The 15,506-nt window shown below is 52.4% G+C and carries 13 protein-coding genes; 11 read left to right on the forward strand and 2 right to left on the reverse strand.

Annotation, left to right across the window (positions count from 1 at the left end; all coding sequences use genetic code 11):
• Positions 1-120: 120 nt before the first annotated feature.
• Positions 121-783 (forward strand): response regulator, encoded by a 663-nt coding sequence (locus H8L32_RS12755; protein WP_186947640.1) that lies wholly within the window; start codon positions 121-123, stop codon positions 781-783.
• Positions 780-2,084 (forward strand): ATP-binding protein, encoded by a 1,305-nt coding sequence (locus tag H8L32_RS12760; protein WP_186947595.1) that lies wholly within the window; start codon positions 780-782, stop codon positions 2,082-2,084. The genes H8L32_RS12755 and H8L32_RS12760 overlap by 4 nt, the downstream gene beginning before the upstream one ends.
• Positions 2,085-2,186: 102 nt before the next feature.
• Here the strand turns inward: H8L32_RS12760 and H8L32_RS12765 are convergent, their stop codons facing one another.
• Complete coding sequence (locus H8L32_RS12765; protein ID WP_186947596.1) at positions 2,187-4,364, reverse strand: TonB-dependent receptor; 2,178 nt, start codon at positions 4,362-4,364, stop codon at positions 2,187-2,189.
• Positions 4,365-4,574: 210 nt separating this feature from the next.
• On the opposite strand from H8L32_RS12765, the gene H8L32_RS12770 reads away from it, so the two are divergent.
• The 4 genes from H8L32_RS12770 to H8L32_RS12785 all read left to right on the forward strand — a co-directional run bounded on the left by H8L32_RS12770 (position 4,575) and on the right by H8L32_RS12785 (position 7,063).
• Entirely contained in the window at positions 4,575-5,096 is a 522-nt protein-coding gene (locus H8L32_RS12770; protein WP_222619338.1) for a Fur family transcriptional regulator, read from the forward strand.
• A gap of 25 nt (positions 5,097-5,121) precedes the next feature.
• On the forward strand, positions 5,122-5,265 hold the full coding sequence (locus H8L32_RS12775) for a hypothetical protein (RefSeq protein ID WP_186947598.1): 144 nt from the start codon (positions 5,122-5,124) through the stop codon (positions 5,263-5,265).
• A 257-nt stretch (positions 5,266-5,522) separates the two neighbouring features.
• Positions 5,523-6,911, forward strand: coding sequence for an OFA family MFS transporter (locus tag H8L32_RS12780; RefSeq protein ID WP_186947599.1), 1,389 nt, complete (start codon positions 5,523-5,525; stop codon positions 6,909-6,911).
• A gap of 8 nt (positions 6,912-6,919) precedes the next feature.
• Positions 6,920-7,063: an MFS transporter small subunit gene (locus H8L32_RS12785; RefSeq protein ID WP_186947642.1), complete on the forward strand. Its 144-nt coding sequence runs from the start codon at positions 6,920-6,922 to the stop codon at positions 7,061-7,063.
• 162 nt (positions 7,064-7,225) lie between these two features.
• Here H8L32_RS12785 and H8L32_RS12790 read toward each other — a convergent pair whose 3' ends face one another.
• Positions 7,226-7,792, reverse strand: coding sequence for a phasin family protein (locus H8L32_RS12790; RefSeq protein ID WP_186947600.1), 567 nt, complete (start codon positions 7,790-7,792; stop codon positions 7,226-7,228).
• A 382-nt stretch (positions 7,793-8,174) separates the two neighbouring features.
• On the opposite strand from H8L32_RS12790, the gene H8L32_RS12795 reads away from it, so the two are divergent.
• The 5 genes from H8L32_RS12795 to H8L32_RS12815 all read left to right on the forward strand — a co-directional run.
• Positions 8,175-8,609 carry an acyl-CoA thioesterase gene (locus H8L32_RS12795; protein WP_186947601.1) on the forward strand — a complete coding sequence of 145 codons (435 nt, stop codon included), beginning with the start codon at positions 8,175-8,177 and terminating at the stop codon, positions 8,607-8,609.
• 86 nt (positions 8,610-8,695) lie between these two features.
• Positions 8,696-9,388 (forward strand): nitroreductase, encoded by a 693-nt coding sequence (locus tag H8L32_RS12800; RefSeq protein ID WP_186947602.1) that lies wholly within the window; start codon positions 8,696-8,698, stop codon positions 9,386-9,388.
• A 195-nt stretch (positions 9,389-9,583) separates the two neighbouring features.
• Complete coding sequence (gene pbpG / locus H8L32_RS12805) at positions 9,584-10,606, forward strand: D-alanyl-D-alanine endopeptidase (protein ID WP_186947641.1); 1,023 nt, start codon at positions 9,584-9,586, stop codon at positions 10,604-10,606.
• 577 nt (positions 10,607-11,183) lie between these two features.
• Positions 11,184-12,032 (forward strand): sulfotransferase, encoded by an 849-nt coding sequence (locus tag H8L32_RS12810; protein ID WP_186947603.1) that lies wholly within the window; start codon positions 11,184-11,186, stop codon positions 12,030-12,032.
• 2 nt (positions 12,033-12,034) lie between these two features.
• On the forward strand, positions 12,035-15,506 hold a 3,472-nt coding region (locus tag H8L32_RS12815), incomplete at its 3' end, for a DUF4347 domain-containing protein (protein ID WP_186947604.1).

The raw sequence follows: 15,506 nt of genomic DNA on the forward strand, positions 1-15,506 counted from the left end.
GTAGCCCTCAAGTACAGTGTATTCTGTGCCGGGCATTTGAAATACCTGCAAGCGATTGCAGGTATTTTTTTGCCTGCAGGCAGGCTAAGATGATGCCTTGGCAGTGTGAAAGGACTGGTCGTGCGTTTGTTGCTGGTGGAAGATGACCCCATGATAGGGGAAAGCATTCAGGAAGGCTTGCGTGGTGAAAACTACGCCGTTGACTGGGTGCGTGATGGCCGTGATGCAGATTTGGCCATGATCGGTGTCGACTATGATTTGTTGCTGCTAGATCTGGGCCTGCCCGGCAAGGAAGGACTGGATGTCTTGCAAGGGCTGCGGGCGCGTGGTGCTGACATGCCGGTCCTGATCATCACTGCGCGTGACAGTACCTCTTCCCGCATTCAGGGGCTGGATGGTGGTGCCGATGATTACCTGGTCAAACCCTTTGACCTGGATGAGATGCTGGCCAGGGTACGTGCCCTGCTGCGTCGCCGGGTGGCACGCACGCATTCGGTCATACAGCATGGTTCACTGGTACTCAACCTGGCCAGCCATGAAGTAACTTTCGATGGCGCTCAGGTGCATTTGTCGGCACGTGAATTTTCCGTCTTGCGGGCGTTGCTGGACAATCCGGGCAGTGTCGTCACCAAGAGCCAGCTGGAAGAAAAATTATATGGCTGGAATTCTGAAGTGGAAAGCAATGCCGTGGATGTGTATGTGCACCACCTGCGCAAAAAATTTGGCACCGCCCTGATCAAGAACGTGCGTGGCGTAGGTTACAAGATAGCGGCCATTCCATGAAAACCATACGTCAACAGTTATTGCTTGGCCTGTTGTGCGCCACCCTGCTGTGTGCTACCGGGGCGATCGCCGTGTTGTATCACTCGCTGCTGGAAGAAACCAATGAACTGGCCGATCTGCAGCTAAGACAACTGGCCACCGCCCTGCCGAACGAGTTCGCCGCCAATTCCGGCTTGCCTGCTGCCGAAGACCCGGAAGAAGAATATGTCATGCAGGCCTGGGATCGCCGTGGCGCGCTCTTGCATGCTTCACCGGGGCAACCCTTGTTGCCACGCTATCAGATCCATGGTTTTAGCGTAGTGAGCCTGCATGGTGAACGTTGGCGCATCTATGGCGAAACGCGGCATGACCGTTATGTGCAGGTGGCGCAATTGACAAGCGCACGTGACAAGCTGGCGGCCAGTATGGCACTGCGCGCCTGCTCACCTTTGCTGGTGTTTGTTGTCATCCTGGCGGGTCTGGTGCTGGTGGTTGTTGGTCGCGCCCTGCGGCCACTGGAAAGGCTGGCGCAAGCCGTGGCCGGGCGTTCACCCACGGTGTTGCAGCCGCTCGACAGTGAAGGGCTGTCGCCGGAATTGCGCCCCATCGTCCTGGCGCTCAATGGCTTGTTGGGCAAGTTTGATGATGCCCTGACAGCGCAACGCATTTTTGTTGCAGACGCCGCGCATGAACTTCGTTCTCCCCTGGCTGCGCTGAAGCTGCAACTGCAACTGGTCGAACGTGCCAGCAATGACGAAACGCGCGCGCACGCGCTGGCCCGGCTGCATGAACGACTGGACCGCAGCACCCATCTGGTACAGCAACTGTTAAGCCTGGCCAGACATGAAACCGGCTACACGGCCGCCCATATACAGGCCGTGGACCTGGGGCAGCTTTTGCAGACCGCCGTGATGGATCATTCGGCATTTGCCGACAGCCGTGCAATCGACCTGGGGGTAGAGCCATCTGGTACATCCGATGTCGTGGTGGTACAGGCCAACAAGGACAGCCTGCATGTGCTGCTGAATAACCTGGTCGACAATGCCTTGCGCTACACCCAGCAGGGCGGTCGCGTGGATTTGCTGGCAAGCTATGAAAATGGCAGGGCCGTATTATGTGTGCGGGACAATGGCCCCGGGGTGGCTGAATCTTACCGGACACGTCTGTTTGACCGGTTTTATCGCCCTGACGGCAATGATGTGTGGGGTTGTGGACTGGGTTTGTCCATCGTACGCAATATTGCTGATCATCACCGGGCCGCCATCTACCTGACTGATAGTCCGGGAGAGGGCGGCCTGACGGTCACGGTGGTGTTTCCCTGATAGGTATTAAAAATGCGTAAAAATGCATTAAAAATTCATCAAAACAAACAAGGCCCGCGTCGCTGATGGCAACACGGGCCTTGCTGAAGTCAGACTGCCGGTTTAGAAGTTTGCGTGCAGGCTGACGCGGTAAGCACGTGGCGAACCGGGGGTGATATTGTTGTCACCGTTGGCGAAGGCATAGTATTTCTTGTCCGTCAGGTTTTCCACATTCAATTGCAGCTTGAAGTTGCTATTGATGGTGTAGAACAGGGCTGCATCAATACGGGTATAGGCTGGCAGCGTGACCGTATTGCTGGTGGAAGCAAATATGTCGCTGCGGTAGATAACACCCAGACCGGCACCCATTGCAGGTGTGACGTTGTAGCGGTTCCACAGGGCGAAAGTGTCTTTCGGAACACCGCCGACTGTTGCGCCATTCAGTGCGGTGGCAGAGGCCGTCGCCAGCAGTTTTGCATCCTGGTGGGCATAGCCGCCGTTGATGCTCCATTCCTTGGTCACGTTACCGCTGATGCCTATTTCTATGCCATTGGTGCGTTGACCATCCACCAGTTGATCTGCAATGCCGGTAGCCGGATTAACGACTGCCACATTATTGCGGTTCAGACGATAAAGTGCCACCGTGGCCATCAGGTCAGGATTGATTTCCCACTTGCCACCCAATTCATAGTTGATGAATTTTTCCGGTTTCAGGGCCTGGTTGATACTGCTCAGACTGCTCAACTGGTCACCCCCGCGCGGGAAGGATGCCACGCTGTAATTGGCATACAGCGATACCGCTTCCACCGGTTTGTAGATGATGCCAACCCGTGGCGAGACCAGGTTGTCCTTACTCGACAGACTGGCTGGTGCCGACAGCAGCGACAAGACGCCGTTCGGACGGTTGTTGCGGTAATCCAGTTTGAAACTGTCAAAACGCAGACCGGCGATGAACTGCCATTGTGGTGACAGGATGATCTGGTCCTGTGCGTAGAAACCCGCGATCCTGGCGCTGCTGGAACCGTCACGGTCAGAATTGCTGCCACCCAGCACATAATTGACGGGCAAGGCGCCATCCGGGCTGGCCAGCGGGACATTGATCGAGGTCGCGTTGTTTGAGAACAGGCCGGTTTTGCGCAGGTAATCGGTATCTTGCTGACCCAGTTCCATACCGACCAGGATGCGGTGTTTGATATCGCCACTGTTGATATCAAAGTTCACATCAGTCTGGTTGAACAGGTTTTTACGCCACTGGTGATTGTTATAGGCGCTGATGGGAACCAGATTGGTTTTCAGGTTGATTGCACCGGCATTGTAGTTCTGGTAGAGCTTGTCATAGTCGGTATAGCGCGTCTTGTTGGAGATGTGGACGCCATTGCCGAAATCGTAGTCAATCACGCTGCTGACAGCATCGGATTGCAGGCGGGTAGGGCGGCTGTCGCCACTGGCATCACCAAAGAACGTATTGACCGGGACATCCAGCGGCTGGCCCAGATAGGATGGCACGCCACGGTCAGCGGTACGTTTGTCTTCAAAATGCTCATAACCCAGTACGATGCTGGCACCCTTGGCAGGGCGTATGGCCAGTGTCGGGTTGATGCCTGAGCGCTTCAGGCTGAAATTGCGTTGATACCCTTCAGAATCTTCCACCAGGCCAGTGACACGGAATGCGACGGTGTCATTGATCGCCTGCCCCACATCTGCGGTCAGGCGGCGATTGCTGTATGAACCCAGTGTCAGGTCAACTGCACGTGTGGTCAGCCAGTTGGCCTGTTTCGATACGCGGTTGATGATGCCGCCTGAGCCGCCACGGCCAAAGATCATGGCGTTGGGACCGGTCAGGGCTTCAACACGTTCGGCGTTGTACAGGTCACGATAGTACTCAACGTCATCACGCACGCCATCGATATAAAAATCGCCGGAAGCATTAGTGCTGCCACGGAAGATAGGCGCATCACGGTTGCCTTCGCCGTTGGCCATGCCTATGCCAGGCACATAACGGGCAACGTCTGCCATGCTTTGCATCGCCTGGTCCTTGATCAGGGCTTCGTTGATGACTGTGATGGTTTGTGGCGTGTCACGCAATGCCGTATCGGTCTTGGTTGCCGTGCTGGTGCGCTTTACAGCATAGCTGTTGGCTTCGGTTTTACCGCTGACGGTGACAGTAGGCAGGGTGGCATCGTTTTTAAGCGGTTCTGCATCAGCCGCATACGTGATGCTGCTGGACAGGGCAGCACCGGCAAAAGCCAGGCGCAGCATCAGGGACAATGGGGAAAGGCGGGGAGAATGAGTAAGTTGCATAATTTCAATCGTTGATGTAAATGAGAAGCAATCTCATTATCGTTCGTAATACGAAAGCCATGCAACGCAAAAAATATATTTTTGGATACTGTTGCCTGTATGCCGCGCAGGTGTCAATTCTTAATGATTCCTTAATTATTGTCCGGCTATGATGCAGCGCCACGCGCCAGCCGGGCTGACGTGCCTCCTGAAATTTCACATACCAAGACGATGCACATGGATAAAGAGCCGTATCTGCCGGATGAGGATAAAAATGAGGATAAAACTGAAATTCAGGAATTGAAGGGCAGCACCGATCTGTTTGCCAAATTGCGCAAGCTGGGTTTGCGTCCAACCAGTGCTCGGGTGTGTATCTTGCAGGTTCTGCTGGCGTCACCACAGTTGCCGCTGAGCGCGGAATCTATCTTCAGGGAACTCGACAGCCTTGGTATCAGGGTCAGTCTTGGCACCATCTACCGGGTGTTAAATGATCTTGAACAATGCAAGTTGCTGCAGCGCGAATGGGATGTTGGCCATGGTACCGGCAAATCACGTTATCTCATCGCACCGGCAATTTTGCCGCCACCCTCATACACGTTCACCTGTCGCGAATGCCAGCGCGCCATTGTCGTTGCTGACAGGCAGTTGAGTGAGCATCTGCACAATCAGGCCAAGGTCGCGCAATTCGATCAGCAACTGGCAACGATTTCCATCCAGGTCACCTGCAATAGTTGTGCTGCATCTGCAAAATGATTATTCCTGACAGGCTGGTGTTCGCATGTTTGACGTCACCAGCCTGACGGATGTTGACGCGCACGGATTGCCTCCATCCAATCTGCTGGATGGGTTGGGTGGGTTGGATGTTGTTCCGCTGTGCAGGACAATTTTCCGGCGTATTGCTTCTGCCATTTTCCCGTCGTAAAGAACAATTGGCCGCGTAATTTATCCGGCTCTATCCTGTCCCTGTCCTGTCTTGCATCCGCAGCCTGAAAAACGTGCTGTCAATCGTCACCATCAGTGGTAAACCCTGATACACGCTGTCTCTCCGGGGTGCTGGCCAGATTTTGAAAAATTTATTGCAAGCATATGTTTCCATAATTGACCTTGATTAATGTCATGCGATATCGTGATTTTTGTCATGAATAGCATGACTTTTTTAAATAAAAATAAAGGAAATTTATGGGAACTTTTGATGGTCTGAAAATGGCGCTCAGCAAGGACGGTGCAGTTGCCGCACCTGGGTATAGTCGCTGGTTAGTGGCCGCTGCGGCGTTGCTGATTCACTTCCCCCTGGGGCAGGCGTATGGCTTTTCCGTGTTCAATGCGCCACTGGTCAAAGTGCTGGGTTCCAGCCTGACCAGTGTAGGCTGGATTTTTTCGGTAGCGATTATTTTTCTTGGCTTGTCGGCTGCAGTATTTGGTAAATGGGTGGAACGGGTTGGCCCACGCAAGGCTATGCTGGCATCGGCCCTGTGTTTCTTTTCCGGCTTTCTGGTATCGGCATTGGGAGTGTTGATGGGGTCTCTGCCTGTCGTCATTCTTGGTTATGGCGTGATCGGTGGTACTGGTTTGGGCATAGGGTATATCTCGCCGGTATCGACGCTGATCAAATGGTTTCCGGACAGGCGTGGCATGGCCACGGGTCTGGCGATCATGGGTTTTGGTGGTGGTGCACTGGTGGGGTCGCCACTGGCGGTTAACCTGATGAAGTATTTCAGCGAGGGTTCACAATATGGCGGGATTCCTGCCACCTTCGTGACCATGGCTGTGCTGTACCTGGGCTTCCAGTTGTCGGCGGCGTGGATAGCGCGCATTCCATTTGCCGGTTATCAGCCGCGTGGCTGGGTGCCGGGCAAGGTGGATGCTGCGCATATCGCTTCCAACGGTGCTGGTGATTTCCCGGTTTCTGAAGCCATACGCCAGCCGCAATTCTGGTTATTGTGGGGCATCCTGCTGTTGAACGTATCTGCCGGCATCGGTATTCTCGGACAGGCATCCCTGATGGCGCAAAAAATGGTGGGCATTTCTGCCGCTGCTGCGGCCGGTTTTGTCGGCCTGCTGTCTTTGTGCAATATGGCGGGGCGTTTCATCTGGTCCAGCTTTTCTGACAGGATAGGTCGCAAATGGGCCTATGCCATGTATTCCGGCGTTGGGGCACTGGCTTACTGGGCTATTCCTGGCGCGGCTGCCAGTGGCAATATGTTGCTGTTTGTTGCCCTGTTTGCCCTGGTCATGAGTTTTTATGGTGCCGGCTTTGCGACTATCCCGGCGTATCTGGCGGACATGTTTGGCAAGAAGGAAGTCGGCGCGATTCATGGTCGTCTGCTGACAGCCTGGTCCATGGCCGGTGTGATCGGTCCACTGGTCGTGAATGCCGGGCGTGATTATCTGGTGAAGACGGAAGGTTTGGCTGATGCCGCCGCGTATTCAACCGTGGTGTATGTGTTGGGTGGTTTGCTGGTGGCTGAATTTGTGCTGAACCTGTTCGTCAAGGAACCACGCAGCAGCGCTATTCCAGCCAACACATCCATTCCAGGCATGTTGTCACCACAAACATCATCAAAATAGGAGTTGTCATGCAAGACATCAATCAACATATCAATCAACACGTCGATCCGGGCATGAAAGCCAGGGTCATATTTTTCTGGACTTTGGCTGGTGTGCCGCTGGCATGGGGCGTGTGGCAGACCGGCATCAAGGTCATGGCCATGTTTGCCTGATCTGTTCAGGTAAACGCAGCTGATTAAAAAGCAAAGCCCCGGTTCACGTTGAAATGAACCGGGGCTTCTTTGTGGTGCTGTCAGTACGGTCGGTACGGTCGGTACTATAGGGCACTGACAGATTGCCAGGTCAGGGGAGAGCCTGTCCTGGCAAGTTGCAACTTACTTCTTGGACGCTTTAGGAGCTGCCTTGGTTGTCGTCTGGGAAATCGTGGACACTGCATTGTTCAGATTGGCTTCCAGTGCTTCAACTGCCTGTTTGGTGGTTTTGGTCAGGTGGTCGTAGCTGGCGTTGGCATTGTCTATCGATGTTTTGAAGAAAGACACAAACTGCTCGGAACCGGCAGGTGCATTTTTGGATACTTCATCGATCAACGCCAGTACTTTGCGATTGGTTTCAGCAATTTGTGTTTCTGCCGCGTGGGTGAATTCTGCCTGGGCGCTGGACGCGATATTGGCCAGATGGCGGTTGTAGGCCAATACTTTTTCTGCGGTAGGCTGTGCCTGTGCCGCTGTCAGATTGAAAAATTCCTGTGGATCTTTGGCAGCCAGCAATTGCTTGGTTGTCGCAGCGCTTTCTTCCAGGGAAGATTTGACGGCATTCAAATTCAATTCTACAAATTTCTCTACGCCTTCAAATGCCTTGCCTGTCAGTGTAGTGATCAGCGCGAGTTGGGCATCAAAGTTCGCTTTGGTAGCGGCGGAAAACTGTTCAGGTGCTGTAAACATATAAATCTCCTGGAGTAGGAAAAAATCAAATAGAAATCAAATGGAAATCAAATAAATAAGTGGCGATGGCTGTTGGTGGTGCAATGCACGCTACATGAATATCAATTAAATTGTGCGATGCAATAATCCGTATTTTATTGATTCAAATAGCGAAGTCAAGCGATATTTGTGCATTGCAATATAAAAAATCTGCCTATTACATGAGCAGATGCCGATCGTGAAACAGGAAAATGGAAATGCCTGCCTTTACTTTTCCTGAAACAATTATGTATGGCAATTATGACCAGAAAATGAAGTGACTCTCTGTCGGCGGCGTTTTCAGTTAGACTTTCAGTCTGGGTTTGATACTGACGCGCATTTAGTCGAAAAAAGTGAGCAGACAATGGCAATTGAAGCAAGACAACGTAAAGACTTTCAACATTTCCACACTATTACCACACGCTGGATGGACAATGATGCCTATGGGCATGTCAATAATGTGGTCTATTACAGCTGGTTTGACACGGTAGTGAATCAGTTCCTCATCAGCAATGGTGTGCTGGATATAGAAACCAGCCCTGTGATTGGCCTGGTGATTGAAACCCAGTGCAATTACCTGGCATCGGTGGCTTTCCCGGACGTGGTGGAAGCCGGTGTGAGTGTCACCAAGCTGGGCAATTCCAGCGTGCGTTATGAAGTTGGCATCTTCAAAAACGGTGAAGACAGTGCTGCAGCCCAGGGGCATTTCGTGCATGTTTATGTGGACCGGCACAGCCGCCGGCCTACGGCCATACCCGAACCCATGCGGCAGTTGTTGCAAACCATACAGCCGGGCTAAGCCAACTAAGCCAACTAAGCCAGTTATTTGTACTCAATCGCCAGCCCAGATGGCTGGCGCAGCCTATTTCCACCAGGTAGATACCCATGCTTACATCAGCGACCCAGCAACTGATCGACGACACCATTATCTCGCGCCGTTCCATACGTGCTTTTTTGCCTACGCCTGTCGCGCGTGAAGATATACGCCAGATACTGGATGTGGCAGCGCGCGCTCCCTCGGGCAGTAACACCCAGCCCTGGAAGGTGACAGTGGTGACAGGTGAAAAACTGCAGGTCCTGTCGGCGGCTATTCTGGCTGCCCACAATACAGAAGGGCAGGGCGGACATCAGCAGGAATACAATTATTACCCGGTGCAATGGGTTACCCCTTATCAGGAACGCCGTCGCAAGGTGGGCTGGGATCTGTATGCCCTGCTGGGTCTGGGGCGAGAAAACAAACTCGGTATGCATCAGCAACATGGCCGCAACTATGCATTCTTTGATGCGCCTGTCGGTCTGATTTTTACCATAGACCGCATCATGGAACAGGGTTCATGGCTGGACTATGGCATGTTTTTGCAAAACATCATGATTGCCGCCCGAGGCCGTGGTCTTGATACCTGCCCACAGGCAGCGTTTACGCAATACCACAAAGTGATTGCCGAGGTACTGCAATTGCCTGACAATGAAATGCTGGTCTGTGGGATGTCGCTGGGTTATGCCGATACCAGCAAAATAGAAAACACACTGGTGACCGAGCGCGACAGCGCCGACAGTTTCACCCGCTTCGCCGATTAAACCAGGTTGATCTGCTGACACACTGTGGAGGACAGTGTGTTACTTGGCAATACGTCAAAAAAGCAGATTAATTTTGCAACTTAGTCTAAGGCTGCGAATGAATAAACACAGCTAACTCCTTATTTTACTTGCAGAATTTTCCGATTTTGCTACACTGCAATTTCTTTTAAGGTACATTGGATCTGGGAGTCATTGATTGTGAAATTTGCCCGTCATGCAGTGGTTTGTACATTGATTACGCTTTTGCCCCTGGCAAGCGCGGTTGCGGCGACAAATTCACATAAAACTCCAGTTAAAAAGCACACTGTCCATAAAAAAGTGGTGGCGATTGCTGCTTCCGGCAAATCCGTCAAGCGTACGGTGGTTGTCAATGGCAAGCGCAAAGTGGTTGTCCAGCGTGTGTCTCTGGTACGCGAAGTGCCAGAACGTCCTAGCTCGGGCGATATCGCCGGCCTGAAAAACACCCAGGATCCGTTGGACCTTAAATCCAGTGTTGCCTATGTGGTCGACCAGGACAGTTCTAAAGTACTGTTTGAAAAAAATTCCGATGTCTCCTTGCCGATTGCTTCCATCACCAAACTGATGACCAGTCTGGTTGTTGTTGAAGCGCATCAGGACATGGATGAAATAATTGAAGTCACCAATGAAGATATCGACAAGGAAAAAGGCACCAGTTCCAGACTGAAGATAGGTGCCAAACTGTCACGTTCTGACATGCTGCACATTGCCTTGATGAGTTCAGAAAACCGCGCTGCTTCTGCCCTTGGCCGTAATTATGTGGGTGGTTTGCCAGCTTTTGTCGGTGCCATGAATGCCAAAGCCCGCCAACTGGGTATGAGCGACACGCATTATGTCGATTCCAGCGGCTTGTCCAGCCAGAACCGCGCCAGTGCGCGTGACCTCGTCAAGCTGGTCAATGCGGCTTATCAGCATCCCCTGATCCGTCAGTATTCTACCGATTCCAAATATGTGGTCGCGCCAGGTGGCCGGACTTTGGAATATGGTACATCCAACAAATTGGTCGCCAATCCTGCATGGGAAATTGGTCTGCAAAAAACCGGCTATATTGCCGAAGCCGGGCGTTGCCTGGTGATGCAGGCGATGATAGAAGGGCGTGCCATCGTCATGGTCTTCCTCGATTCCAAAGGTAAATATTCACGCCTGGCCGATGCTGACCGCATCAAAAAGTGGCTGGAAACCATCAAGCCACATGCCTGAACCGTATTGCTGAATAAAGAAAAAGCCCGGCAAGACCCGGGTTGAGCTGGACGAAATCAACTGAAAACCTGCACTTGTTGCAGGTTTTTTTTTGTCTGTAATGAACCGCGCTCATCCATCGGTGAATCTTGAATCCTGGTTTATTACGAATCGCTCGCGGTGCTCTTCTGCAATTCCGATTGCTCTCGTTCTCGTTTATCTGATTGATATCTTTTTATTATGCCGCCTTGCAAACACCCTGCGTAATTGAGCAAGTGAGCGATTGCGTAAACTGTAAGAAAAAGGATACAACTTTGTTAGGTGCAAACCAATTATTTCGATGCTACTATTCCACGTTTGTTAATTAATGTAATGAAATAGTTCATGGGTTTTAATGGCAAATAGTTGCATTTTGGAATCGTTTGACGGAAATTGTCTATTTTTCATTGTTTCTGAATAATAAGTGTATGAAATCAACTGTGCCAGTTCAACTCCGCTTAGCCCCGTTTGAATCCTGCCCGCTTGGCAATGCAGCTATTTCTCTGTTCCACCATAATGCCTGCCCCTCGGACCAGGCCTTGTTTCGCTATCTGGCACAATGACACAAGCAACTTATCACTTCATTTCTGGCCTGCCACGTTCTGGCTCCACCTTGCTGGCAGCGCTATTGCTGCAAAACCCGCGTTTTCATGCAGGCATGACCAGTCCGGTCGGTACTTTATATACCAGTATGCTGCATCAGTTTGGCGCCGGTACCGAATTTGGGCCTGTCATTACCAAACCTGAACGCAAGCGCCTGGTGCGTGGCCTGTTTGATTCTTATTATGCTGAACACGCTGATAAAAGCGTGGTGTTTGATACCAACCGCATGTGGACAGCCCATTTACCGATGTTGATGGACCAGTTTCCCGGTTCCAAAGTCATTGCCTGTGTGCGCAATGTCGCCTGGGTGATGGACAGCATAGAACGCAAATACGCGGCTGACCCTTACGAAATCACGCGCCTGTTCAATGACGACAATGAGCGTGCAACGGTCTATAGCCGGGTAGAAACCCTGGCAATGCGTAACCGCATGGTGGGTTATCCCTGGGCTGCACTGAAAAGTGCTTTTTATAGCGAACATGCAGCGTCCATGCTGCTTATTGATTATGACTTGCTGGCACAGGCGCCACAAAAAGTGCTGCCACTGATTTATGACTTTATCGGTGCCGAACCATTCGAGCATGACTTCCAGAATATCCAGTATGACGCGCCAGAATTTGATGCGCCTTTAGGCATGCGTGGTCTGCACAAGGTCAGGCCCGAAGTCAGCTTCCAGGCCCGCGATACCATCCTGCCCCCCGATTTGTTTCAGCAGTACAGCCAGCTATCGTTCTGGAAAGACACGACCGGTAGCCGTGCCAATGTCATTACCGCCAAATTTGTTCCAAATTCTACTGAAAACTGAAGATGATACCGACTAATTCCCTGAATCCAGCCATTGCTGACACCAATTCATCTTCCAGTTCTTCGCCAGGTTTTGCATTTGACCCTTTACATCCAAGCCAGGCAGATGGTCTGTCTGTGATGGCGACGGCGGCTGTTGCTGCACCACCTGTTCTCGTTATTGCGCAGGCCGTTCCTGCACCATCCATTGTCGCCGCACCTGTCGCTGCTGCAACACCCCACGAAGTGGTGTTTGTGGACACCACGCTGCAAAACTGGCAAAGCCTGATCGGGACTGTCAAACCGGGTACAGAAGTCATTACACTTGATCCGCTGAAGAACGGTGTACAGCAAATGGCTGATGCACTGCAAGGCAAGGCGGATATCACTGCTGTCCACATTGTGTCGCATGGCGGTGAAGGGTATCTGGTGGTTGGCAACACCATGCTGTCTTCCTATAACCTGACAGACTATCAGGCCAGTCTGGCGACCATACAAAAAGCCATGGCACCAGGTGCCGATATTTTGCTGTATGGCTGTGATGTCGCCAAAGGCGATGTGGGTGCCAATTTTGTGAATCAGCTGGCCAAAGCGACTGGCACAGATGTCGCTGCATCAACCAATGACACAGGTGTGCATGGTGACTGGACGCTGGAATACCATAGCGGTGCGGTGGAAACGACAGCCATCGCAGCACAACAGTATCAGTATGATCTGGCGACCATCAAGGTCACCAATCTGAATGACAGCGGGGCAGGTTCATTGCGCGATGCGGTTCTTGCCGCCACTGGCAACGGTGCTGCTGATACCATCGTATTTGATCCCGCCCTGTTTGCCAGTGGTGCAGCTACCATCACCCTGACCAGCGGCGCACTGGAAGTTGGTGGCACCAGCGATGCGGACGCGTTCAGCATTATTGGCCCTGGCAGCAATTTATTGACTATCAGCGGCAACAATAATTCGCAAATTTTCCGTGCTGACAGTTATGCTGCCGCCAATACTTCTGCCCTGAATATTTCGGGCATGACACTGACCAATGCCACCAATACCACGGGTAGCGGTTACACCGCGTCGCGTGGTGGTGGTGCCATCGTCGTGGCGAGTACTGGTGCCGTGGTCATTGATCACGTGGTCATAAAAAATTCCAGCTCTTCGGGCTATGGTGGTGGGTTTTCCTCTTACGGTAATTACAATAGCAGTATCACCATCAGTAATTCGAGTTTCCAGTCCAACACCACGACTGGTAGCGGTGGTGGTATCAATTTAAATGCCAACTCAGCGATATTGCTGAACAATACTTTTGAGAGCAACACGGCCGTTACAGGTGGCGGTGGTGCAGCGCTGTCCATCATCAGCGGCGGTACCTTCAGCATCACCAACAATACCTTTTCCAATAATACCAGTGGTACTAGCAACGTGGTGGCGGGCAAGGGTGGTGGCTTGCAGGTAACGGCTTTGTCTGGTAGTACTGGCAGCATCATTAATAACACTGTTGTTGGTAATCATTTCATCGGCAAATCTACCGTTAATACGGATCTGGTATTTGCAGATGGTGGCGGCTTGCATGTGGATGGTTCGCCTGGTGTGATTACCCTTTCGAATAACCTGATCGCCAATAATACAAGTACCGGCGCTGTCGGTAACCATGGCGCTGATCTGGTTCTGGGGCGTAATCTGACCGTCAATGGTGCCAATAATATTTTTGGTACCACGGCGGGTACTTACACCGCATCCAGCAGTGGCGGCAATACCATCAACAACCTGACCGGCACCATTTCCACCGTTCCCAGTATGGGTACGCTGGCCTACAACGGTGGCCCGGTAAAAACTATTTCGATTGCCGGTGGCAGCAGTGCTGTGAGTGCCGGTACCACAACCGGCGCGCCGACGACGGATGCGCGTGGATTTAACCGTGGTGGCACAATTGATATTGGCGCCTATGAATCTTCCGATAATGGCAGCTTCAATTTCGGTGGAGTGGTTTCTCCCGCAAATGGTGTCGTTGATGTACCCATCAACTATGATCTGGTGATCGATTTTGGCACGGCGGTTACTGCAGTTGCCGCAAAAAATATCGTCATTTACCGCCAGTCAGATAATGCGGTGCTGGAAACCATCGCTGCCACCGATACGAGCAAGGTCACATTCAGCAGCGGTACGGGCGGTGCCAATAGCAAGATTACGATTAATCCTGCCGCCAATTTCCTCGGCAAGACTGGCTACTATGTATTGATAGACAGCGGTTCGTTCCTGGACAGTAGCAGCAAGTCATTTACCGGCATTACGTCCAGTTCCACCTGGGCCTTTACTTCTGCCGGTTTGCCATCGACCATCACCAGTGCCACCTACGATGCCAGTACCGGCATTCTGTCCGTCATCGGCACCAATATGGCGAACGGCGACACCATTGATGTTTCCAAACTATCGCTGACAGGGCAGGCGGGTTCATACACGCTGACGACGGCGAATGTAACGACCAGCAGTGCGACAGCTTTTTCAATAACATTGAACGCGGCTGATAAGCTGGCCATCAATGGCATACTGAACAACAACGGCACCACAGCGGTTGATACCACCACATTCAATCTGGCCGCTGCTGCTGGCTGGGATGCTTCGCAGGGACCATTGGCCGATACCACAAACCCAGTCACAGTCAGCAACGTTACAGCGCCAACGATCACATCGGCAACCTATAATGGCACCACCCACGTCTTCACCGTCACCGGCACCAACCTGGTTCAGACGATAGGCGCGACCAATGACATCACGATATCCAAACTGACCATCACCGGCGAAGGCGGTGCCACCCGCACTTTGTCCACGACCGGCAACGTCGAAGTCACGTCTGCTACCAGCTTTACCTTCACACTGGCTGGTGCCGATATTGCTGCCGTCGATAACCTGCTCAATAAAAACGGCACGTCTTCCGCCGGTAGCTCCACAACGTACAATCTGGCGGCAGCCGACGACTGGGATAGCGTCATCACCGGCGGCAATATCGCCGACCTGACTGGCAATGGCATTACCGTTTCGAATGCCGCACCAAGTATTTTGAGTTCCACCTACGATGCCAGCACCGGCATATTGTCCGTCTCCGCCGTCAACATCGTCGCTGGCGACACCATTGATGTAAGTAAGCTGTCTTTGACTGGCCAGACCGGCTCCTACACCCTGACCACCGCCAACGTCACTGCCAGCAGTGCCACCGCCTTCTCCGTCACCCTGAACGCCGCCGACAAGCTCGCCATCAATGGCATACTGAACAACAACGGCACAGCAGCGGTTGATACCACCACCTTCAACCTCGCAGCAGCCGCATCCTGGGATGCCACCACCACCTCCAGTGCTGACCTGACAGGTAATGCCGTGACCGTATCCAACGTCACCGCACCAACGATTACGTCCGCAACCTATGATGGCATCACCCACGTCTTCACCGTCACCGGCACCAACCTGGTTCAAACCATCGGCGCGACCAATGACATCACCATATCCA

The sequence above is a fragment of the Undibacterium hunanense genome (genome assembly GCF_014284335.1).
GTDB lineage: Bacteria > Pseudomonadota > Gammaproteobacteria > Burkholderiales > Burkholderiaceae_D > Undibacterium > Undibacterium hunanense.

What these genes read in the sequence shown, in the direction of transcription:
- H8L32_RS12780 (WP_186947599.1), top strand. Translation starts at nt 5,523, where the DNA reads ATGGGAACTTTTGATGGTCTGAAAATGGCGCTCAGCAAGGACGGTGCA.
- H8L32_RS12795 (WP_186947601.1), top strand. Translation starts at nt 8,175, where the DNA reads ATGGCAATTGAAGCAAGACAACGTAAAGACTTTCAACATTTCCACACT.
- H8L32_RS12770 (WP_222619338.1), top strand. Translation starts at nt 4,575, where the DNA reads ATGCACATGGATAAAGAGCCGTATCTGCCGGATGAGGATAAAAATGAG.
- H8L32_RS12785 (WP_186947642.1), top strand. Translation starts at nt 6,920, where the DNA reads ATGCAAGACATCAATCAACATATCAATCAACACGTCGATCCGGGCATG.
- H8L32_RS12810 (WP_186947603.1), top strand. Translation starts at nt 11,184, where the DNA reads ATGACACAAGCAACTTATCACTTCATTTCTGGCCTGCCACGTTCTGGC.
- H8L32_RS12765 (WP_186947596.1), bottom strand. Translation starts at nt 4,364, where the DNA reads ATGCAACTTACTCATTCTCCCCGCCTTTCCCCATTGTCCCTGATGCTG.
- H8L32_RS12760 (WP_186947595.1), top strand. Translation starts at nt 780, where the DNA reads ATGAAAACCATACGTCAACAGTTATTGCTTGGCCTGTTGTGCGCCACC.
- H8L32_RS12775 (WP_186947598.1), top strand. Translation starts at nt 5,122, where the DNA reads ATGTTTGACGTCACCAGCCTGACGGATGTTGACGCGCACGGATTGCCT.
- H8L32_RS12790 (WP_186947600.1), bottom strand. Translation starts at nt 7,792, where the DNA reads ATGTTTACAGCACCTGAACAGTTTTCCGCCGCTACCAAAGCGAACTTT.
- H8L32_RS12800 (WP_186947602.1), top strand. Translation starts at nt 8,696, where the DNA reads ATGCTTACATCAGCGACCCAGCAACTGATCGACGACACCATTATCTCG.